The organism is Rhodoblastus acidophilus, from assembly GCF_900187365.1.
In the GTDB taxonomy this organism is placed as follows: Bacteria; Pseudomonadota; Alphaproteobacteria; order Rhizobiales; family Beijerinckiaceae; genus Rhodoblastus; species Rhodoblastus acidophilus.
Genome location: NZ_FYDG01000006.1, coordinates 144,920 through 166,454, shown reverse-complemented (window position 1 = coordinate 166,454; position 21,535 = coordinate 144,920). Strand labels below are relative to the sequence as shown.

The following is a 21,535-nucleotide window of genomic DNA, read 5'->3' as shown; positions in this document are numbered from 1 at the left end:
GCGCAAGAATGCGGCCAGCCTTGTACAAGTGGCGCATCCATTATCTTGTAATATGGGAATTTCTCTTATTTTAGTTTGCACGCAACCATGAACACGGCGCCGCTTTTCCCATTTAATTCAATCTCATTTTTACTGATGTCTATTATTTTAAACCCGCATTTCTCAATAAGCGTCATCACAGACTTTTTGCTAAAAAAGTTTATATGCTCGTGCCAGTGCTTCTTAACCAGGTGGGGATCTGTCGGGTTATTTCGCATCACGGCCTCGAAGGGCGCCTCCAGGTACAAAACAGAACCGCTGTGCATGGCCTTTTTTATCTCGCAAAGCAGCCGCGCCGGATAAGCGACGTGTTCGACGACGTTGCTACAGACAACCAGGTCGTATTTTTTCGCGAACGCTTCCTGTTTCTGAACGATTCTCGCGCCCTCCACGACCGATTTCGCGCTGATGTCGTAGATATCGACGGCGGTGTTTCCGTTTCGAAAAGGTGTGTTTTTTCCCGTATCGCCGCCCCAATCAAGAACAGAGACCGGCATGTGCAAATGAGGCTCAAGAAATTTCTCGATCACGGAAACATAATTGATGCCTGAGTCGAGGCCAGCGTTTCTGAGCGCATAGCCAGGCTCATAAAACTCTCGCAAAGCAACATAAGAGTCCATGCGATAGTTGTCATACAGCCTGGCGAGCTCAGCCTCGGAGAATCGAATATCAAGAAACAGAAATTCGCAGTCCGCACAGAACATCGACCTGCATACGCTATATGCGTGTCCTGCCTTGATTGTATTCAAACCCCAGCTTTCATCGACAAGCGCCGGCTCCCACCCGAAAACCCGGTGGGCGACAAACGGCATCAGGATGGCCGGAGACGATTTTAAGGTTTGATTCCCGCAGCAGACGCATCTCGTCGCGATACGTTCCCTGCGAATCCGCGCAGGATCGACATGCGTTTTTCCGACAGCGACGCGCGGCGCGTCACCCTGAGCTTCTGCTTGTTGCACAGCTGTCACCTTTCTCGACTTGCAGGCCCAACGATCGCGGGAGCTTTCAAACGGCCATCCGCTGTGACGCGCAAAGGGTCGATCCGAGAGTTTCGATCATGTGGCCAATCTCTCGTTCGCCCAGACCCGGATAAACCCCGATCCAGAAGGTGCGTTCGACCACGACATCGGCCTGAGTCAATGCGCCGGAAATGCGGAAATTGCGGCCCTTCATATAGGGCTGTCGCACCAGATTGCCGCCGAACAACAGCCGTGTGCCGATCCCCGCCGCATTCAGGCGCTGCACCAGGGCGTCGCGCGAGATCGGCGCGTCGGCGCGCAAGGTGATCGGGAAGCCGAACCAGGACGGCTCTGTTCCCGGCGTGGCTTCCGGCAGGATCAGGGCGTCCTCATAGGCGGCCAATCCCTGGCTCAGCCAATCGAAATTGCGCCGCCGCGCGGCGATGAAATCGTCCAGCCGATCGAGCTGCGCCAGCCCCACCGCCGCCTGCATGTCGGTGATCTTGAGATTGTAGCCGAGATGGGAATAGACGTATTTGTGGTCATAGCCCTTGGGCAGATCGCCCGACGTCCAGCCATAGCGTTTGTTGCAGCTGTTGTCCTTGCCGGGCGCGCAATAGCAGTCGCGACCCCAATCGCGGAAGCTTTCCATCGCTTTCGCCAGCTGCGGGTCCTGCGTGAACACCGCCCCGCCCTCGCCCATGGTGATGTGATGCGCCGGGTAAAAACTCAGCGTGCCCACGTCGCCGAAGGTTCCGACATGCTGGCCGTCCACCGTCGCGCCCAACGCGTCGCAGCAATCCTCGATCAGCCAGAGATTGTGCTTTTCGCACAGCGCCTTGATCGCCTTCACGTCGAAGGGATTGCCCAGCGTATGCGCGACCATGACGGCGCGGGTGCGCGGGCCGATCGCCGCTTCGACCGCAGCGACGTCGATATTGTAGGTGGGCAGCGAAACATCGACAAAAACGGGAACCGCGCCCCACATCAAGGCGGGATTGACCGTGGTCGGAAACCCGGTGGCGCAGGTGATGACTTCATCGCCGGGCTTGATCGCGCGCTCTTTCAGGCGCGGCGAGGTCAGCGCGGCGAAGGCCACGAGATTGGCCGAGGAACCGGAGTTCACCGTCAGGGCGCGGCGCGCGCCGACGCGCTGGGCCAGCCTCTGTTCAAAGGCGTCGTTGAACCGGCCCGTCGTCAGCCAGAAATCCAGCGCCGACTCGACCAGCATCCGCATGTCGCTGGCGCCATAGACGCGCCCCGAAACAGGCGCGCTGACGCGTTGGTCGGCGGCTTTGGGGGCGGCATGGGCGAGATCGTGATATTCGCCGACGAGGCGCAGGATTTCCCCGCGCAAACGCGCCGCCTCAGGCGATTCCTTGGGCCGCATGAAAAGTCTCCTTTGCGGCGTCCCGCTCGCGCTCGGCGAAGGGCGAGGTAAGCCGCGTCCACTGGCCGAGATAGCCGTCGATCTGGTTCAAGGTGAAAGCGCGCATATCGGCGCCGGCGGCGAAGGCGCGGTACCAATCCGAAGTCCAGCCAATCGCTTCGTCGAACGACAGGCGCGGGCGCCACTGCAACATTTCGCGCGCGCGCGCCGCATCCAGGCGCAGCAGCCCGGCCTCGTGGAGATGCTCGCCGCCGTCGATTCGCCAGCGCGCCGCCTCGCCCCACGGCGCCATGAAGCGCTGCAGCAGGCTCTGCACGTCGCGCTCGCTGTCGGCGCCAGGGCCGAAATTCCACGCGCCTTCACAGGACGCCGGCGCTTCGCAGGCCTTTTGCGCCAGCAGAAGATAGCCGGCCAGCGGCTCCAGCGCATGTTGCCACGGCCGCACAGCGCGCGGCGCGCGAACGCGCAGGACCTCGCCAGCCGCGATGGCGCGGAAAGCGTCGGGCAGGATGCGGTCGGGCGAGAAATCGCCGCCGCCGATGACATTGCCGGCGCGGGCGGTGACTACCGCCGCCCCGCCTTCGAAGAAGCTTTTGCGATAGGCTTGCGCCACCAGTTCGGCGCAGGCTTTGGACGCGGAATAGGGATCGCGGCCGCCGAGTTCGTCGCTTTCGCGATAGGCCCAGAGCCATTCGCGATTCTCGTAGCATTTGTCGGTGGTGACGACGACGATCGCCCGGACGCTTTTGACCCGCCGCGCCGCTTCGAGCGCGTTGACCACGCCGAGCACATTGGTCTCGAACGTCTCCACCGGGGCGGCATAAGACTGGCGCACCAGCGGCTGCGCTGCGAGATGAATGAGAATCTCGGGCTGCGCCGCCTCCAGCGCGCCGGCAAGAGCTTCGAGGTCGCGAATATCGCCGCGCCGGTCGTCAAGCCCGGCGCCCACGCCCGCCAGAGTGAACAGATTGGGGTCCGTCGGCGGCGCCAAGGCGAAGCCGGAGACCCGCGCCGACAGCCGCGCCAGCATCAGCGACAGCCACGCGCCCTTGAAGCCGGTATGGCCGGTGACAAACACCCGCCGCCCGCGCCAGAAGGCGGAATCGATCACCAGATTTTCCACGGCGCCTCTCCGTTCGACCACAGCTCCTCCAGGACGATCTTGTCGCGCAACGTGTCCATCGGCGCCCAGAAGCCGGGATGCATGAAGGCGCGCAATTGATCGTCAGCCGCGAGGCCTGCGAGCGGCTCGCGTTCGAACGTGGTGTCGTCGCCGGCGATGCGGTCCAGCACGCTCGGCGACAGCAGGAAGAAGCCGCCGCTGATCCAGCCGCCCTCGCCTTCCGGCTTTTCCGAAAAAGCCACGACGCGGTCGCCTTCGAGATTGAGCAGGCCGAACCGCTTGGCTGGACGCACCGCCGTCACCGTGGCCAGGCGCCCATGCCGCCGATGAAATTTGACTTGTTCCGTGAGATTTACGTCGCCCACCCCATCGCCATAGGTCAGCGCGAACATGTCGTCGTTTCCGACGTAATCGCGGATGCGCTTGATGCGCCCCCCGGTCATGGTCTTCTCGCCGGTGTCGATCAGGGTGACGCGCCACGGCTCGGCCATTTCCCGATGCACTTCCATCCGGTTGGCGCGCGTGTCGAACGTGACGTCCGACATGTGCAGGAAGTAGTTCGAGAAGAATTCCTTGATGTAATAGCCCTTATAGCCCAGGCAGATCACGAATTCATTGAATCCGTGCGCCGAGTAGATCTTCATGATGTGCCACAGCACGGGCTTCCCGCCGATTTCGACCATGGGTTTGGGCCGCACCGACGTTTCCTCGGTGAGCCGTGTGCCCAGCCCACCGGCGAGAATGACGACCTTCACGCTGTCGCCTCCTCGGCCTCGATTGTGATCGGCCCGGCCGGCTCACCCGCCGCGAACTTGCGCCACATGGCGCGATAGGCGTCCTCCAGCCGCGCGGTGAACTTGGCGCTGTCGGTGAAAGGCGCCGCGATCAAGGCGTCGGGCAGCATCTTGCGCACTTCGCGCAACCGCTCGGGATCGTTGGCCAGCGCCACGGCGCGGTCGATGTAATCCTGCCGCGAGGTCGCGACGAATCCCTCCACGCCCATATTGGCGTAGAAGCACGCGGTCTGGCGCGAAGCGAGACGATCGCTCGGCAAGGTGATCACCGGCACGCCCATCAGCATCGCGTCGCAACTCGTGGTCGCGCCGCCGAACGGATAGGGGTCGAGCGCGATGTCCATGTCGTTGTATTCGGCCAGCATGCCGCGATAATGCCCGGCGCCGCGAAATTCGAGGCGGTCCAACGGCAGGCCGAGCGCCTCGAATTTGGCGATAAAGCGCTCGCGCACCTTTTCCTCCACCAGCGCGCGCGATTTCAGCAGCAGGCGCGAGCCGGGCACCGCCAGCACGATTTGCGCCCAGACCTCGAAGACTTCATCGGTGATTTTGGTGATGTTGTTGAAGGAGCCAAAGGTGACATAGCCTCGGCTCAGGCACGGCGGTTCGGCGCGGACAAGCTCCTGCACCATCGGCACATAGCTGAACCGGCCGTAGGGCAGACGCACCAGCGATTCCGCATACCATTTGTCGGCGCCCGGGGGAGCGGAGACGGGGTCGAGGATCAGGTAATCGATCGTGGACATGCCGGTGGTGCCGGTGAAACCGACCCAATGAACCTGGATAGGCGCGGGCTTCAGCCCGAGCGAGGTCAGGCGCGTCTTCGCGGTGTGGCCGTTGAGATCGACGAGAATGTCGATCTCGTCCTCGCGGACCATTTCCGCGATCTCGTCGTCGCTCTTGCTCGTGACAGGCCGCCAGCGGTCGGCGAATCGGCGGAAATAGGCGGTCACCTCGTCATCGGTGTCGCAGGCGTAATAACAGGTGATTTCGAAACGCCCGTGATCATGCCCGCTGACCGCGGGCAAGGCGAAAAAGCCAACCGGATGGCAGTTGAAGTCGCCGGAAATATAGCCGATCCGCAGCTTCCGCTCGGGCGAACGGTCCCGATCCGCGAAGCCGCGCGGATCGGGACGGTCGAAATGCGCGCCGAACCGGCGCGCGAGCTCCAGCACGTCCGCGTTGGTGTAGCGGTCGCTGTACTGCATGCCCATCAGCTTGTTGGAATAGGCCGCCGAGAATTTCGGATCGAGGGAGATGGCCTGCTCATAGGCGTCGAGCGCCTCCTCGGTCATCCCCAGGTTCTGCATGGCGACGCCGACATTGTTCTTCGCCGCGACGAAATTGGGCATGTCGGCCAGCGCGCTGTTGAACGCGTCGAGCGCCTTCTCGTAGGAGAACCTGGTGTAGAGCAGACACGCCATGTCGTACTTTTTCTGCGTGGCGACGATTTCCTCGCTGAGTTCGATCGCCCTTTCATAGGCTTCGATGCCTTCGTCGGTGCGATCGGACTGGATCAGGGCCGAGCCGAGATTGTTGTAGGCTTCCACATTTTCCGGATCGCAGGCGATGGCTTTTTCGAACTGCTCGATCGCCTCCGTCAGCTTGCCCTGATCCATCAGAATGGCGCCGAGGGTCACTATGGCCGGCGCGAAGGACGCCTCGCAGGCGATGGCGCAGCGCGCGGCGACAAGCGCCTCATTCAGCCGTTTCATCGCCTTCAGCGTCAGGGCTTTGTTGTTGTAAATCTCGGCGCAGACGGGCCGCGCCTCCAACGCGCGGTCGAAATAGTCCAGCGCCTTCTTGAAGACGCCTTTCATGCGCAACAGGTTGCCCTTGAGGTTCAACGCCTCCGGGCATGCGGGCGTGAGCTCGAGCGCCCGGTCGCAAGCCTTTTCGCTATCGGCGGAGCGGCCGATTTCATAGAGAACCTTGCCGAGATTGGAATGGGCGGCGGCATAGGCGGGATTCAGCTCCGTCGCCTTCTTGTACGACTCCGTCGCCTCCGCGCGCAGGTGCAGCTTTTCCTGAATGGCGCCAAGCGCGTTATAGGCGGCGGGGTAATGGGTGCGCAGCTCCAGCGCCCGATAGACTTCGCGCAGGGCCTCGTGCGGCCGGTCGAGCTCCAGCAGCACGAGAGCGAGATTGTTGTGGAACGTGGGATCGCTGCGCTGCTCGAGCGCGGCCCGCAAAAGCTGTTCCGACACCTCGTCCTGTTTGCATTGATGGGCGATGACGCCCATGCCGTGCAAGGCGTCGGGTTGCGTCGGCTGGAAGGAGAGAATGGCGCGATAGAGCTTCTCGGCTTCGGCGAGATCGCCCTCGTCATGCGATTTGACGGCGAGGGCGAGGCTCTGAGCCACGATTTCGTCGGGCGTCAGCGCGATCGCTGCGTTCTGATCCGTGACTGAAACACCATTCATCTTGCCGACTCCGACCTTGACTGCTGTTGCGATTTGGGACTCACCCAAACACGGGCCGCTTGCCTCAAGCCTGCGCGGCCCCGCCGATCACGCCTTGATCGACGCCGCATCCCCACGGCGCCGAGGCTGCGCGGCTTACTGGAAGAGCTTCAGAATCATCTGGCTCGACTGATTGGCGATCGACAGCGACTGCACGCCGAGTTGCTGCTGGGTTTGCAGCGCCTGCAAGCGCGTCGAGACGACGTTCATGTCGGCCTGCACCAGCGACGCGACGCCGTTGGACAGGTTGTTCTGCATGGTCGAGACGAAGGTCTGTTCCGTCGTGACCTGCTGCTGCGCCGCGCCGATTGTCGACGCCGCGCTTTCCAGCGCGGTCAGCGTCAGATTGGTGGCCATGAGCATGGCTTGCAGCGCGGTCGCGCCGGTCGAGACCGTCACGTCGAAGGCGCTGCCTCCGAGAATCGCGCCGCACGCGGTCACGCTGGCCGCCGTCTGCGGAACGGCGAGCAAGCCGCCCGAGGCCGTCGCCACCGTGCTCGCGCCCACGCCATTGGTGAACAGGTTGACGTTCGAGGCGGTGATCGCGATGAAGCCGACGCCGCCGGCGTTGGTGTAGGCGCCGACCAGCTGAACCTGCGACTGGGTCACGGTCGGGCTGGTGACGCCATTGACCGTTCCGTTGAGCCAGTTCTGCCCGTTGAACGAGGCGCCGCCGGCGATCTGCAGCAGGGCGTTCTGCTGCGCCTTGATGTCGGCCTGGATCTGCGTGAGATTCGCGCCGGGATTCTGCGCCGCCACCAGATCGTTCTTGATCTTGTTGATGACCGAAATGGATTGGTTGAGCCCCGTGTTGAACGTGGACAGCATGGACGAGCTGACCTTGAGCGCCGCGGTGACGGCGCCGAGCGCGCCATTGTCGGACGTCATGGTCTGGGCGATCGACCAATAAGAGGAATTATCGGATGCGTTCTGAATCGCCAGCCCGGTTGAGAGCTGGCTTTGCGTTTCGGACAGAGACTGCTGGGTCGCCGTGAGGTTTTGAAGAGCGGTGAGCGCCGACGCATTGTTCAACAAGTACGACATCGAAATTTATCCCCTTCTCGCAACTGGGACTCTGGGGGGAAACATCCCGGCCGCCGCCGCCCGCCAGCCTCGTTCATAAAGCCCTGAACGATCCGGACGGAAAGACGACGACGACGCTCTCGCAAGAGCGCGGCCGCTCGTTCCGGTGTCACCCGCACAGGCGTCTGACCTGTGTGGCGCACTTAAACATGTTAAGCTTACGTCAACCTTGATTACCAATGTCTTGCAAAAAGCGAATCTGAAAAAGGCCGGCTTTACGCAAACGAAAAAGGCCGCGCTGTCGCCAGCGCGGCCTCCTCAAGGAGCGGGATGCGTCGATTACTGGAACAGGCGCAGGATCATCTGGCTGGACTGGTTGGCGATCGACAGCGACTGCACGCCAAGCTGCTGCTGGGTCTGCAGAGCCTGCAGGCGGGTCGAGACCTGGTTCATGTCGGCCTGCACCAGCGACGCGACGCCGTTGGACAGGTTGTTCTGCATGGTCGAGACGAAGGTCTGCTGCGTCGTCACCTGCTCCTGCGCCGAACCGATGGTGGTGGCGGCGTTTTCAAGCGCGGTGATCGTCAGGTTGGTCGCGGCGAGCATCGCCTGGAGCTGCGTGCCCACACTGGAGGTGGTCACGTTGAAGGAGCTGCCGCCGAGCACGGCGCCGCAAGCGGTGACGCCGCTCGCCGTCTGGGCGGCCGCGAGAATGCCACCCGAAGCCGTGGCGACCGTGGAGGCGCCAACGCCGTTGGTGAACAGGTTGACGGTCGAGGTCTGGATGCTGATGGCGTTGACGCCGCCGCTGTTGGTGTAGGAGCCGACCAGGCTCAGCTGGGTCGAGCCGCTGAGCGACGAGTTGGTGACGCCGTTGATGGTGCCGTTGAGCCAGTTCTGGCCGTTGAAGGCGGCGCCGCCGGCGATCTGGAGCAGAGCGTTCTGCTGGGCGGTGATGTCGGCCTGGATCTGCGTCAGGTTGGCGCCGGGGTTCTGGGCGGCGACCAGGTCGTTCTTGATCAGGTTGACGACGGAGATCGCCAGCTTGACGGCCGAGTTGAAGGTGTCGAGCATCGAGCTGCTGGTCTTCAGCGCCGAGGAGACGGCGCCAAGCGCGCCATTGTCAGACGTCATCGTCTGAGCGATCGACCAATAAGAGGAGTTGTCCGACGCGTTCTGGATGGCGAGGCCGGTCGAGAGCTGGCTTTGCGTGTTGCTCAAGGACGACTGAGTCATCGTGAGGTTCTGCAGCGCGGTCAGGGCCGAGGCATTGGTGAGCAAATAAGACATTTTAGATTGTTCCTGTCGGATTTGGGGATCGTGTTGAGGAACATCCCGGGCTGACCGGAACAACGGAGACGGCGTCATGCCTTCGAGCTCGCATTGAGCTCAACCCGTCGTGCATGTGATGCAACTTATCCGCGAATCGTTGCCAAGGAGTTAACCGGCGAAAGTTTCGCGCGCGTCCGAGCCGGTTTCCGAAATATCTTTTGTTGCAATGATTTGCGTCAATTCGTCGCAGCCCGGAGGCGCGGCAGGGTTAACGATCGCCCTTGCGCGGATGTCAGTTGACCGAGCGCACCAGACTGCCGATCAGCATGTTCCAGCCGTCGATCAGCACGAAGAACAGCAATTTCATCGGCAGGGAGATCATCGAGGGCGGCAGCATCATCATGCCCATCGACATGGTGAGCGTCGCCACGATCATGTCGATGATCAGGAACGGCAGGATAATGAGGAACCCCATCTCGAATCCGCGCCGCAACTCCGAAATCATGAAGGCGGGAATCAGCACGCGCAGATCGGCCTTGGTGCGATCGGTGATTTCGAACGAGCCCTTGGAGAGATCCTCGAACATGCGCAGATCTTTTTCGCGCGTCTGATTCGCCATGAACTGGCGAAACGGCTCGATGATCCGCGGCAGCGCCTGCTCCTCGGTGATCTGGTTGTCCATCATCGGCTTGACGCCGTCCTTCCAGGCCTTGTCGAAGGTCGGAGCCATCACGAAAAAGGTCATGAACAGCGCGAGGCTGACCAGCACCAGGTTGGCCGGCGCGCTCTGCAAGCCAAGGCCGGAGCGCAGGAAGGACAGCGCGACCGCGAATCGGGTGAAGCTCGTCACCATCATCAGCAGGCCCGGCGCCAACGACAGCACCGTCAGCAAGGCGACCAGCTGGATGATGCGCCCGCTCGCCAGCCCGCCGGCCGCGTTCAATGCGGAAGCGAGGTCGCTCGTCGCTCCGGCGGCGGCCGGCGCGCCCGCCGCCGGCGCGACGGATGCGAGCAAAATGAGCAGAAGCGGCAGGAGACGGCGAATCATTGCACCACCAGGGCTTTGATGATGAATTTCTTGACGAGCCCGTTCGACCGCGTCTGCGCGCGTTCGGTCAGGTCGGCGCGGAGGTGTTCGAGGCCGGCGACGCCCTGAATCTGCTCAATCGTCTGCGTCCGCAGAAAGGCGAGGATGTCGGCGGAAATCTCCGCCGCCAGCGCGTCGCCGCGCGGCAGCGTCTTGCCCTCGAACAGGATCGCGCCTTCGATGCGCACCCAGACCTCGCGCGGCGAGGCAAGGTTGGTGACCGCGGGCGGAATATCCATCGATCCCATTTGCACGGCCGGACCGTCCTTGACCTCTTCCTTTTTCTTGTCGCCGTGCGAGGCGTCCTTGCCCGCCGGCGGATCGGCGGGCTTGTTCATCATGGCGAGACCGCCGCCGACGCCAGCGGCGATCACGCCGGCCACCACGAAGCCGATGGCGTTCTGGGCCATGGACATGCCGCTCTTGCCGGCGTCTTTTTCGGCCGGCTTGGCGGGTTTCTTTTCGGCCATGCTTGTCTCCGCTGGCGAATGTTCGAAGCTCGAACGAGACGATGCGCAAAATTAGAAGGGTTTGGCCGCGTCGAAGATCTGCTGCCCCCAGGACGGCTGCTGAACTTCGGTGATGCGCCCCTTGCCGCCGTAGGAAATGCGCGCCTCCGCAATCTTGTCGTAGGAGATCAGATTGTTGCTGCTGATGTCGCGGGGCCGGACGATGCCGGCGATCTGCAATTGCCGCATCTCGAAATTGACCCGCACCTCCTGCGAGCCGGCGATCACCAGATTGCCGTTCGGCAGGACGCGGGTGACCACGGCGGCGACCGCCATCTGGATTTTTTCCGAACGATTGATGCTGCCCTCCCCGTTCGACGACGAGGAGGCGTTAATGTCGGCGGCGGCGTTAACCTTGTGGTTCGCCGACCCCAGGCCGAACGACCAGTCGAAGCTGCCGGTTTCCTGCGCCGTCTGCGAGCGGCCGGAGGTGTTGCCGAAGCTCGCCTTGTCGTTGATGGAAATGCTGACCGTGATGACGTCGCCGATCTTTGACGCGCGCGGATCGGTGAACAGATTGGCGGCGCCGTCCTGAAACAGCGAACTGCCGTTGGCGGCGCGGGGCATGTCGATGTTCATCATCGCCGGATCGGTGCGGGCGACGAAGCCGCTGCCGACCGGCGACATGCTCGGCTCCTGGAACAGGTCCGGCTTTCGCGCGCAACCGCTCGCCAGAATCAGCAATGCGAGAGCAAGAGTGGGGCGATAGAGGGGATGGATCACGATTTCTTCTCGTCGGACTTGGCGGCGGCGCCGGACAGGAGGTCGGTCAGGCGCGCGGCGCGCTCGGCGTTCATTTCGCCCATCACCGCACTCGCGACCGCAGGTTTCAGCTTGAGCAGAATGGCCGTGGCCGAATCGTCGTCCATGGCGGAAATCTGAGCCGAGGCGGCTTCGGGCTTCATCTTGGAATAGATCGCGATCAGGCTGTCGTTGGCGCGCGCCAGCAATTCCTCGCGCTTCTTCACCCAGGCGCTGACCTCGGCTTCCTTGGCGTCGAGTTCCGCGATCTTCACGACCATCTGGGCCTGCAGCGTCTTGACCCGCTCCTCCTGCCAGGACAGGCGCGTCGCGGCGGCGGAGGTGGCCACGGCCGAGCAGAAGGTCTCGACGCCCTTCATGCCCTCGACCGCCGCCGGCTTGGGCGCCGCCATCAACGGCTTCTTCAGCTGAACCTTGCGCAGGCCGGGCAGATCCGGATCGGTTTTCGGCGGGTCTTTTTTCTTTTCCTCGCCGCCGCCCCCCCCGCCGCCGCCGCCGTGTTCGGCCGCGAACGCCGGCGCCGTGATCGCCGTGACGCCGCAGATCGCCAGGGCTAGCGGCAACAAGATGTGAATCGCAGGTTTCATCGCGGGTCTTCCTTCGCCCGCACTGTCGCTTTGCAAGCTTGCGCCGCGCTGGCGCGACGCCCCGCCCGTTAACTATTGGATAACGATGTCGGCCTGCAGCGCGCCCGCGGACTTGATCGCCTGAAGAATGGCGATGATGCCCTGCGGCTTGACGCCGATCTGGTTGAGCCCGCGCACCAGTCCGCGCAACGAGCGTCCGCCCACCATCGCCACCGAGCCGCCGGCCTGGCTGGCGTCGATCTGCGTTTGCGGCGTCACAACCGTCTTGCCCTTCGAAAACGGTCCGGGCTGCGACACCTGCGGCGTCTCGGTGATGCGCACGGTGAGCGCGCCCTGCGTGACGGCCACAGGCAGGATCTGCACGTCCTGACCGATCACCACCGTGCCGGTGCGCGCGTCCACCACGACGCGCGCGGGCGTGTCGGGCTCGACCATCAGCTCTCCGATCTCGGCGATGAAATGCGTCGCGCCGACTCCGGGCGGCTTCTGCAGGGTGACGGAATTGGGGCTGTCCTCGCGCGCCGCGCGGCGACGATAGGTCGCCCAGGTATAGGCGTTGATGGCGTCGGCGATGCGCACCGCGGTGGTGAAATCCGGATTGCGCAATTCCAGATTCATCGGCCCGTCCTCTCCCAGGCGATTGAGCAATTCGCGTTCGACCGTCGCGCCATTGGGCACGCGCCCGGTGGTCGGCACGCCCTGGGTCAACGATTCCGCCTGACCCTGGGCGGAGAATCCCGTGACCGCCACGGCGCCCTGCGCCACGGCGTAAACCTGCCCGTCGGCGCCGCTCAAGGTCGTCAACAGCAATTGCCCGCCCATCAGCGAGGCGGCGTCGCCCAGCGACGAGACGGTGATGTCGAGCCGCGATCCGCGCGCGGCGAACGGCGGCAGATCGGCGGTGACCATCACGGCGGCGACATTGCGCGTGCGCAGGTTGGCGCCGCGCACGTTCACGCCCATGCGGTCCATCATCGCCTGCAGCGATTGCCCGGTGAAGGGCGCGTTCTGCAAGGTGTCGCCGGTGCCCTGGAGGCCGACCACCAGGCCGTAGCCGACGAGCTGGTTTTCGCGAACGCCCTTGACCGCAGCCACGTCCTTGATGCGGACCGCGGCCTGCGCCGAAGCGATTTCGAGGCCCGGCGCCCAGCCGAGCGACAGGCAAAGCGCCAAGAGGGCCGCGCCGAAAACCTTCATGTCACCCGCCATTCACCAGCACTGTCCCGTCCGCCTGAATGGCGCCGGATACGATGATTCCACTCTCGAGATTGCGCACCTGCACGATTTGCCCGACATAGCCGTTCTGCAGCGCCTGCGCGTTCGTGACGATGCTCAGTCCGTCCTTTTGATAGACGAGCTGAACCGTGCCGCCCATCGACACCGCGCGCGGCTCTTCCACCGCGACCGCGAGCACCGCCTTGCCGGGCAGCAGGGTGCGCCGCGCCACCTTGCCGACAAGCTCGGCGCGGTCGCGCAGCACGCCGCCAAGCTCGCCGGACGGCTCCGGCGCGTCGCTCAGCATGGCGTCCGTGATCTTGTCGCCGGGATAGATCACCTGCGCCGGCACGACGATCTGCCGCGCGTCGGCGTGCGCGATTCCCGTCGCGCAGACGAAAGTGGCGAGAACAACGACGCCGAGCCGCGCAAGACGCATCATGGCTAGGTCCGCAGACTGGAGAGCGTGCCGGCCATGGAGCTTGCCGCCTCCATGACCTTGGAGTTCATTTCATAAGCGCGCTGCGCCTGGATCATGGTGGCGATTTCCGACACGGGATCGACGTTGGACGCCTCCAGATAGCCCTGCTTGATGTGGCCGATGCCGGGATCGCCGGGCACGCCGGTCACGGCCTGGCCCGAGGCCGCCGTCGGCTGGAACAGGTTGCTGCCCAGCGCCATCAGGCCCGCCTCGTTGACGAAGGTCGCCAGCGTCAACTGGCCGATCTGCTGCGGTATGGTCTGGCCGCCGATGGTGGCGGAGACGACGCCCGTCTCGCTCACGGTGATCGCAGTCGTATTGTTGGGGATCACCATGTTCGGCATGACCGGATAGCCGTCGGTGTTGACGATCTGGCCGTTGGCGTTGGGCGAGAACGAGCCGGCCCGCGTGTAAAGCGTTTCGCCGCTGGGCGACTGCACCTGGAACCAGCCGCGGCCGGAAATGGCCAGGTCGAGCTGGTTGTTGGTGCTGGTCAGCGAGCCCTGGATCTCCAGCGGCCGGATCGCGGCGGTGCGCACGCCCAGGCCGATCTGCGCGCCTTCAGGCACCACCGAGCCCGCGCCGCGGTTGGCGACGCCCTGGATGCGTTCGGCCTGGTAGATCAAGTCGGTGAATTCGGCGCGCGCCCGCTTGAACGCGGTGGTGTTGATGTTGGCGATATTGTTGGCGATGACTTCCAGATTCTGGTTCTGGGCGTTCATGCCGGTGGCGGAGATGACGAGCGCGCGCATACGAACCTCTTAACTTCAAATCTGCATCTGACTGATCTGCTGATAGGCGGCGACCGCCTTGTCGCGAATGGCGAGACTGGTCTGCAGCGTGCGTTCGGCGTTCATCACGTTCTCCGTCACCTGCTGCACGCTGACCTTGCCTTCCAAGCCGGCCATGGAGGTCGCCTCGGAGCCTTTTAGCGTCTTGACCGCATCGCTGGCGGCTGCGGCGAGCGCCTCGTTGAAGCTCGCGCCGGCGGTGGCGCGCGTCGCCGGCGTCGAGGCCGGCGAAGCCAAGCCGCGCACGACGTCGAGAGCGATGGGAAGAATGGCTCCGATCATATCAGGTCCTCATCAGTTCAATGGTTTCGTTCAGCATCTGGCGCGATTGCTTCACGACTTGCAGATTGGCTTCGTAGGACCGGTTGGCCTCGCGCATGTCAGCCATTTCAAACAGCATGTCGATATTGGGCATCTTGACGTCGCCATTGGCGTCGGCGGCCGGATTTCCCGGCATGTGTTCGAGCCGGAACGGCGTGGTGTCCACGCCGATGGCCTTGACCTGCACGAGATTTTCGCCGCTGGCGCGGTCGAGTTCGCTTTCGAAGGTAATGGTCTTGCGCGCATAGGGATCGGCGCCCGCGGTGGCGCCGGTCGATTGCGCATTGGCGATGTTTTCCGCGACCACGCGCAGGCGGGTCGATTGGCTCTGCATGCCGGAGCCGGCGATGCGCAGCGAGGAGACAAGAGGATCGATCGCCATGTTCAGCCCTTCACCGCATTCATCAGCATTTGATGGAACGAGCGCACCACGCCGACATCCAGCGCATGCGCGCTGCCGACCTCGCCGGCCTTGAGCATCTCCTGCTCAAGATTGACGGAATTGCCCGAATAGACCACGTCCCAGCTGTCGCTCGGCTTGACGCGCAATTTCGCGCCCGCGAGCGACTCCGGCTTGATATGGCCGGGCGCCGTCGTCTCCATCGGCAGCTGCAGCCGCTGCAGCACCGACGCGAAAGGCGTCACGTCCTGGGCGCGGTAGCCGGGCGTATTGGCGTTGGCGACATTCGACGCAATGGTCGTCTCTCGCGCGGAAAGCCAGCTCGCCCGTTGCGAGGCCAGCGAAAACACCGCCAGGGTCTCCAAGGGGTTACTCCTGAGTTTGGTATGCTTAATGGAAGATTAGGCGGGCAATCTTGCCTCAGGCTGGCCCGGCCGCCGGAACGCCGACCAACCGCCCGAACGCGTCGAACAGCCGATGCATGTGCGCCGACTTGTAAGGAAAGGTGATCGGGCAATCGAGGTCATGCGCGATCATCGCGGTGCCGATCTCGAAGATCAGCAGGCGTCCGTCCTCGGCTTCCGCGCAATCGATCTGAAGATAGTCGAGGCCGAGACGCCGCTTCGCGCCATCGAGCGCTCCAGCATGACGCTGCGCGAACGCCGCGAACTCCTGCATGAAGCTCGCTTCCTCGGCGCGATGTTCGGAATTGTGCAGCATGTCGGCGTTGAGGTAATGCACCATCCAGCGCGACGACACCGCGAAGTGAATCGGATAGACGTCGTCGCCGATGAAGGCCAGCCGGATCTTGCGGTATTTTCCATCGGGGCCGGCATAATCGACGAAGGGCGAGACATAATATTCGTCGGCCGCATGGGCGCGCAGATAGGCCTTGAGTTCGAGCGCGTCCGAAATCTTCTCCAGCTCTTCGCCCGCATGGGAATCGACGGGACGGACGATGATCGGAAACGCGCCGGAAAACGCCGCGAGCCGCTCGCGGTCGAGCCGCCGGTTGTCCGGATAGAGCAGGCCATCGACTTCGCGCAGCAGGCGACAGGCGCCGTCGCGGGTCAGGCGCGCGATCGCCGCGGGATTGTTGAGCATGGGGCGCGGCCAGCCCGCCGCCGCCTCGTCGATCAGCGCGAGGATTTTTTGATTGGCGCGCGATTCCGCGACGGCGACAAAAGCCATGTCGTGCGGGGGCGGATCGACGAGATCGGCCTCATCGCGGATATAAAGAAAATCGACGTTGATCTGCGCGGCTTCCAGCAGGAACTCCACAGGCGTGTTGGCCATGAAGTCGCCGGGCGCAAGCAGGACCAGGAGGCGCGGGGCGCCGGGAATCGGTTCGTTCTGCGCAAACAGGTTGCGCCGTTCGAGGGCCTCCCGCTGCAAGCGCAGGCGGGCGGCGCGCGAGCCGCGCAATTGCTCGACCGTCGACAAATCCATCAACGCATTGGCGTCGTCAGGATTGGCCGCAAGGCGCGCCTGCAAGGCTTGCGCGTAGGGCGCCAGCGATTCGCCGCGCATGGCGCGACGGGTCAACGTGGCCAAACCAATCAGCGGAGGTTCGGTCAGGAAGACTTCGCGAGGAACGGCGGAAAGCATTTGCGGCATATCGAGGCTCCAGAAACCGGGCCTCCGACCGGCGCGGCGCCCACCCCTATTTTGCCGAGCGGGCTTGCTCCAGGCTGGCTCCGGCGCGCAGAGGCTCGGCCTGTGCGGGCGCGGACCGGCGGGTGAGAACCACGCGATTGTCCGAATGCGGCTTGAATTCAGAGGAATAGCCGATCACGCTCTCAGCCGCGCCCAGCACGAGATAGCCGTCGGGCGCGAGACGTTGCGCCATGCGGTTGAGCACATCGCGCTTCTGATCGGGCGCGAAATAGATCAGCACGTTGCGGCAGAAGATCACGTCGAACACGCCGAGCTGGGAAAAATCCGCCATCAGATTCTGCTGGCGAAAATCGACGCGCGACCGGATGTTCTGGTTGATGACCCAATTGTCCTTTCTCTTGACGAAATGGCGCACGAGATGCTGCGCGGGCAATCCGCGCTGCGCCTCGAAATGGGTATAGATGCCGTCCCTGGCCTTCTTGAGGACCGTTTCGGCGATGTCGGTGGCGACAATGTCCACCGTCCATCCCGCCATCGCCCGCGCCTCCTCGTCGAGGATCATGGCCAGCGAATAGGGCTCCTGGCCGGTCGAACAAGCGGCCGACCAGACGCGGATCTTGCGCTGACGCATGCGCTGCTTGATCAATTCGGGCAGAATGAAGTTTCGAAACCCGTCGAACGGCTGACGGTCGCGGAAGAAGAAGGTCTCGTTGACCGTCATGGCCTCGATCACCTTCTTGGCGAGCGCCTTGTCGGTCTCGATCATGGTGACGAGTTCGCCCAGATCGCTCAGGCCCGCCTGCTCGATGACAGGCGTCAACCGCGCCTCGACAAGATATTTCTTCTCCTTGTCGAGCGACAGGCCGGAGGATTTCAGCAAGAAGGCTTGCAAGCCTACAAAGGCGTTGGACATGACGGACACCGAAACTCGAGACACACAAACTCATGCGAACCCATCACCACCAAGGCGGGCGACGGGTTCGCGCCCCACTCTCCGTCAGCACAGACCGACTTCCTCGAATTTCGATTTCACGATCTGCTTGTTGAACGGCTTCATGATATATTCGTCGGCGCCGGCCTGCATGGCGCGGGTGATGTGCTTCACGTCGCTTTCCGTCGTGCAGAACAACACCTTGGGCGATCCGCCATTGGGCAATTGACGCAGGCTGATGAGAAACTCCAGCCCATCCATCACCGGCATGTTCCAATCGAGCAGGATGGCGTCCGGCATGGCTTCATTGACCGCGGCCAGCGCCTTCTGGCCATCCTCGGCCTCGCAGGTCTTGAAGTTCAACTCTTCCAGGATCTTCTTGGCGATGCGCCGGATCATGGGCGAGTCGTCAACCACCAGAACATTCTTCATATTTTAGCTCCATTGCGCTTCTTGATACCGGGACCAGTCTTCCTTCAGCTTTTCTCCTCGGAGAAATCGAACACCGCATCGACATTGAGCAGAGGCAGGATCTGCCCACCGACGCGATTGTAGCCCGAGGCGAATTTCGCCCGACGCCTGCCAATGTGCGGCGGCGGCGCGATGGCGTTGTCCGCAGTCAGCGTCAACACGTCGCCGACCTCGTCCACAAGGAGCGCGAAAGCTTCCTTGTGATGTTCGATGCCGATGGCGAGGCTGCCCGGCCCGCCCGCCTCCGGCTCCAGCCCCAGGCGTCGCCGCAGGCTCACCGCCGTGACAATCTTGCCGCGCAGATTGACCAGCCCGACAATGTCGGACGGCCCTCCCGGCGCGGGAGTCACGGAGCCGATGCGGAAGATGGTCTGGACCTGGGTGACCGGCAGCCCGAATGTGTCGCCGGCGACTTTGATCGAGAAGTAGCCATCCAGCGCGTTGCCTGCTGTCTGAATGGTTTCGCGGATCACTTTCGAAGGTTCGTAGCTCATGCGGCCGCTCCGGCGAAAAAGGCGTCATCCTGATTTCCGTCGCCCGGCTGCTCGACGCAGGCGCGGATAAGGTCGAGCATCTGGGTGCGCTGGAATTTGCCGACCGCGCCCGCCATTCCGGCCGCCGTCGCACCCCGCAAGATCTCCCGGGTGGCGTAGGGCGCGATGGCGATCATCGGGAATTGCGCGCCGCCCTCGCGAAGTTTCTCGGCAAGTTCGAAGCCAACGAGGTCAGGCAGTTCGACGTCGATCAGCGCGGCGTCGAACGCGCCGCCCTGGGCGATCGTCGACAGGGCCTGTCCGCCGGAGCCGCACTTGACCACCTCGAAGCCATGGGCCTGGAGCGTCGCGGCGAGCATGTCGCGGAAGAAGGCGGCGTCGTCCACCAGCAGCAGGCGGCTCTTGCGATCTTTGGGGCGCTCCTCCTGCGGCCGCACGATATCGACGAAATGTCCGATATCGAGCAGTTCGACCACCTTGCCGTTGATTTCGGCGGCGCCGACAATGCCGGGCTGGTCGCCGGCGATCTCGACGTCGAGCTTCTCCTCGATGATGTCGACGATGGCGTCGATGAGCAGGCCGAAGGACTCGCCGTCCGGGCTGATGACGAAGACGGTGTTGTCGCCTTCCTTGACCATGACCTCAGGCGCGGCGGCGACGATGGGCATGAGCCGCCCCTGGTGCTGCATCAGCATCATGCCGTTCGACATTTCGATCTTGTCGGAATGCACCGTCTCGATGCGCGCGATGTTGGAGAGCGGCAGAACCTTGTCCACCCCCGAACCGGCGCGGAAATAAACCAGCCGCGTCCGGTCGCCGCCGCGCAGCGCGCCGCCTTCGACATTGGAGGCCGCGCCTTCCCGCGACTGTTCCAGGCCCAGAGACTGACACACGCCATTGGGATCGAGGATCAGCACCACCGACCCGTCGCCGAGAATGGTATGGCCCGAGAAGGACGACAGATGCGACAGCGAACCGCCCATCGGCTTGACGACGATTTCCTGCACGTCCACCACCGCGTCCACGGTGATGCCGAAGGCGTGCGCGCCGACCCGCATGATGACGGCGAGCTGCTCGGCCTCTTCCACGCGGTTGGCCGGCGGGGCGAGGTGCAACAGTTCGGCCAGGCTGCCGATCGGCAGCACCGCTTCGCGCAACTGCAGAATCTTGGAGCCCTGCACCAGCTCGATCTTGTGTTCGCCGCCGTTGAGGCCGACCGCCTCGACCACCGAATGCTGCGGCAACGCGAACCGCTGGCCGCTGGCCTCAACGATCAGGGCCGGCGCGATGGCGAGCGTCAGCGGAATCTTCAGCGAGAATTTGGCGCCCTTGCCCGGCGTGGAGGACAGCGCGACCGAGCCGCCGATCGTCTGGATGTTCTCGCGCACGACGTCCATGCCGACGCCGCGGCCGGAGACGTTGGTGACCTTCTCCGCGGTGGAGAAGCCCGCCGCGAAGATGAACCGATAGATCTCCTCGTCGTTCATCCGCTCCAGCTGCTGCGGAGTCGCCAGCCCCGACTGGATCGCCTTGCCCTTGATTTTCGTAATGTCGAGGCCGCGGCCGTCGTCGGCGATCTCGATGGTGATCTGGCCGGCCTCGTGGGCGGCGGACACGCGCACCGTGCCGGCGGCGGGCTTGCCGACGCGCACGCGATCCTCGGGCATTTCAATGCCGTGATCGGCGCAATTGCGCACGAGATGGGTGAGCGGATCGCGGATCAGGTCGATCAGCTGGCGGTCGAGCTCGGTGTCGGCGCCCTCGGTGACCAGATTGATCTTCTTGCCGAGATCATGCGCGAGGTCGCGGATCATGCGCGGCAGGTTGGAGAACACGCGCTCCACCGGCTGCATGCGGGCGCGCATCACCGCGTCCTGCAGGTCGGTCGTCATGGTGGACAGACGCTGCAACGGCGATTTGAGCGTCTCGTCTTCCTTGTGCCGCGTCAGCTCGATCAGCTGATTGCGGGTCAGCACCAGCTCGGAGACGAGATTCATGATCCGCTCGAGGGTGTTGAGATTGATGCGGATCGTATCCGCGCCCTTCGCGCGCCCTTCGCCGGATTCCGCCTTGTGCGCCGGCGGATGGGCGTCGGCCGGAGCCGCCGGCTTGGCGGCGGCGGGAGCGGCGGACGCGGCCGGCTCGCTCGGCTTGCCTTGCGTCGACTTGGCGGCCTCGCGCCGCACGTCCAGTTTGGCGGCGCGCAGCGACGCGACCAGCGCGTCGAGGGATTCCTGCGTTTGCGGATTGGACAATTTCTCTTCGAGCGTGGTCTCCGCGGACGCGGCCGGTTCGTCGGCCGCTTCGGCCACGACCGGCTCGGGCTCGTGCGCTTCGACGGCCGGCTCTTCCGCCGCCGCGACGACCTCGGGGGCGCTCTCGACGGCGGCCTCGGCCGGGGCGCTTTCCGCACCCTGGCAGACCGCCACCTGGCGCTCCAGCAGCGCGATCAGCTCGATGTCGTCGCCTTCGGGCTCGTGGCCGGCCTCCTCAAGATCGCCCAGCAGCACCTTGACCTGATCGACCGCGGTCAGAATGGCGGACACCACATCCGGAGTCGCCGTCGCCCCCTCGCGCAGACAGCCGATCAGGCTTTCGGCATGATGGGTCAGGCGCTGCAGACGCTCCAGGCCCAGGAAGCCGCAGGTGCCCTTGATCGTATGAACGAGACGGAAAATGCTGGAGATCAGGGCCGCATCTTCGGGGTTGCGTTCGAACTCGACGATCTGCGCCGAAGCCGCTTCAATCTGCTCCGCCGACTCGGCGAGAAATTCCATCAACATTTCATCCATGGCGCGACTTCCATC

Annotated in this window: 22 protein-coding genes; all 22 read right to left on the bottom strand. The window is 63.7% G+C overall.

The annotated features are described in order from the left end of the window. Positions 1–65 precede the first annotated feature (65 nt). Positions 66–998: a class I SAM-dependent methyltransferase gene (locus CFB24_RS13795; RefSeq protein WP_141098444.1), complete on the bottom strand. Its 933-nt coding sequence runs from the start codon at positions 996–998 to the stop codon at positions 66–68. A 46-nt stretch (positions 999–1,044) separates the two neighbouring features. Beyond that, positions 1,045–2,388, bottom strand: a complete 1,344-nt coding sequence (rfbH, locus tag CFB24_RS13790) for a lipopolysaccharide biosynthesis protein RfbH (RefSeq protein ID WP_088521201.1) — start codon at positions 2,386–2,388, stop codon at positions 1,045–1,047. Continuing rightward, a complete protein-coding gene (gene rfbG, locus CFB24_RS13785) occupies positions 2,366–3,532 on the bottom strand; it encodes a CDP-glucose 4,6-dehydratase (RefSeq protein WP_244593193.1) in 1,167 nt (388 codons plus the stop codon). The genes rfbH and rfbG overlap by 23 nt, the downstream gene beginning before the upstream one ends. Further along, positions 3,496–4,266, bottom strand: coding sequence for a glucose-1-phosphate cytidylyltransferase (rfbF, locus tag CFB24_RS13780; protein WP_088521200.1), 771 nt, complete (start codon positions 4,264–4,266; stop codon positions 3,496–3,498). The genes rfbG and rfbF overlap by 37 nt, the downstream gene beginning before the upstream one ends. After that, the gene (locus CFB24_RS13775; RefSeq protein ID WP_088521199.1) at positions 4,263–6,728 is read right to left on the bottom strand and encodes an O-linked N-acetylglucosamine transferase family protein; all 2,466 of its coding nucleotides are present in this window, start codon (positions 6,726–6,728) and stop codon (positions 4,263–4,265) included. The genes rfbF and CFB24_RS13775 overlap by 4 nt, the downstream gene beginning before the upstream one ends. A 135-nt stretch (positions 6,729–6,863) precedes the next feature. Continuing rightward, entirely contained in the window at positions 6,864–7,811 is a 948-nt protein-coding gene (locus CFB24_RS13770) for a flagellin N-terminal helical domain-containing protein (RefSeq protein ID WP_088521198.1), read from the bottom strand. 318 nt (positions 7,812–8,129) lie between these two features. Then, complete coding sequence (locus CFB24_RS13765; RefSeq protein WP_088521197.1) at positions 8,130–9,080, bottom strand: flagellin N-terminal helical domain-containing protein; 951 nt, start codon at positions 9,078–9,080, stop codon at positions 8,130–8,132. Positions 9,081–9,354: 274 nt separating this feature from the next. Then, positions 9,355–10,110 (bottom strand): flagellar type III secretion system pore protein FliP, encoded by a 756-nt coding sequence (gene fliP, locus CFB24_RS13760; RefSeq protein WP_088521196.1) that lies wholly within the window; start codon positions 10,108–10,110, stop codon positions 9,355–9,357. After that, positions 10,107–10,619 (bottom strand): flagellar basal body-associated FliL family protein, encoded by a 513-nt coding sequence (locus CFB24_RS13755; protein ID WP_088521195.1) that lies wholly within the window; start codon positions 10,617–10,619, stop codon positions 10,107–10,109. The genes fliP and CFB24_RS13755 overlap by 4 nt, the downstream gene beginning before the upstream one ends. Before the next feature lie 51 nt (positions 10,620–10,670). After that, positions 10,671–11,381 (bottom strand): flagellar basal body L-ring protein FlgH, encoded by a 711-nt coding sequence (gene flgH, locus CFB24_RS13750; RefSeq protein WP_244593192.1) that lies wholly within the window; start codon positions 11,379–11,381, stop codon positions 10,671–10,673. Continuing rightward, positions 11,378–12,007, bottom strand: a complete 630-nt coding sequence (locus CFB24_RS13745) for a MotE family protein (protein WP_088521193.1) — start codon at positions 12,005–12,007, stop codon at positions 11,378–11,380. Before CFB24_RS13745 ends, flgH begins: the two co-directional genes overlap by 4 nt. A 72-nt stretch (positions 12,008–12,079) precedes the next feature. Then, a complete protein-coding gene (gene flgI, locus CFB24_RS13740; protein WP_088521240.1) occupies positions 12,080–13,204 on the bottom strand; it encodes a flagellar basal body P-ring protein FlgI in 1,125 nt (374 codons plus the stop codon). Position 13,205: 1 nt separating this feature from the next. After that, entirely contained in the window at positions 13,206–13,664 is a 459-nt protein-coding gene (gene flgA, locus CFB24_RS13735; RefSeq protein ID WP_088521192.1) for a flagellar basal body P-ring formation chaperone FlgA, read from the bottom strand. Positions 13,665–13,666: 2 nt separating this feature from the next. Next, positions 13,667–14,455, bottom strand: coding sequence for a flagellar basal-body rod protein FlgG (flgG, locus tag CFB24_RS13730; RefSeq protein ID WP_088521191.1), 789 nt, complete (start codon positions 14,453–14,455; stop codon positions 13,667–13,669). A gap of 15 nt (positions 14,456–14,470) precedes the next feature. Further along, positions 14,471–14,776 carry a flagellar hook-basal body complex protein FliE gene (fliE, locus tag CFB24_RS13725; RefSeq protein ID WP_088521190.1) on the bottom strand — a complete coding sequence of 102 codons (306 nt, stop codon included), beginning with the start codon at positions 14,774–14,776 and terminating at the stop codon, positions 14,471–14,473. Position 14,777: 1 nt separating this feature from the next. Further along, positions 14,778–15,197 (bottom strand): flagellar basal body rod protein FlgC, encoded by a 420-nt coding sequence (flgC, locus tag CFB24_RS13720; protein WP_088521189.1) that lies wholly within the window; start codon positions 15,195–15,197, stop codon positions 14,778–14,780. Between the two features lie 2 nt (positions 15,198–15,199). Next, complete coding sequence (gene flgB, locus CFB24_RS13715; protein WP_088521188.1) at positions 15,200–15,580, bottom strand: flagellar basal body rod protein FlgB; 381 nt, start codon at positions 15,578–15,580, stop codon at positions 15,200–15,202. 55 nt (positions 15,581–15,635) lie between these two features. Next, on the bottom strand, positions 15,636–16,832 hold the full coding sequence (locus tag CFB24_RS13710) for an ATP-grasp domain-containing protein (RefSeq protein ID WP_088521187.1): 1,197 nt from the start codon (positions 16,830–16,832) through the stop codon (positions 15,636–15,638). 46 nt (positions 16,833–16,878) lie between these two features. Next, positions 16,879–17,745, bottom strand: coding sequence for a CheR family methyltransferase (locus CFB24_RS13705; protein WP_088521186.1), 867 nt, complete (start codon positions 17,743–17,745; stop codon positions 16,879–16,881). Between the two features lie 84 nt (positions 17,746–17,829). Further along, positions 17,830–18,195: a response regulator gene (locus CFB24_RS13700; RefSeq protein WP_088521185.1), complete on the bottom strand. Its 366-nt coding sequence runs from the start codon at positions 18,193–18,195 to the stop codon at positions 17,830–17,832. A gap of 44 nt (positions 18,196–18,239) precedes the next feature. After that, positions 18,240–18,728, bottom strand: a complete 489-nt coding sequence (locus tag CFB24_RS13695) for a chemotaxis protein CheW (protein WP_088521184.1) — start codon at positions 18,726–18,728, stop codon at positions 18,240–18,242. Next, entirely contained in the window at positions 18,725–21,520 is a 2,796-nt protein-coding gene (locus CFB24_RS13690) for a hybrid sensor histidine kinase/response regulator (RefSeq protein ID WP_088521183.1), read from the bottom strand. The genes CFB24_RS13695 and CFB24_RS13690 overlap by 4 nt, the downstream gene beginning before the upstream one ends. Positions 21,521–21,535: the final 15 nt, after the last annotated feature.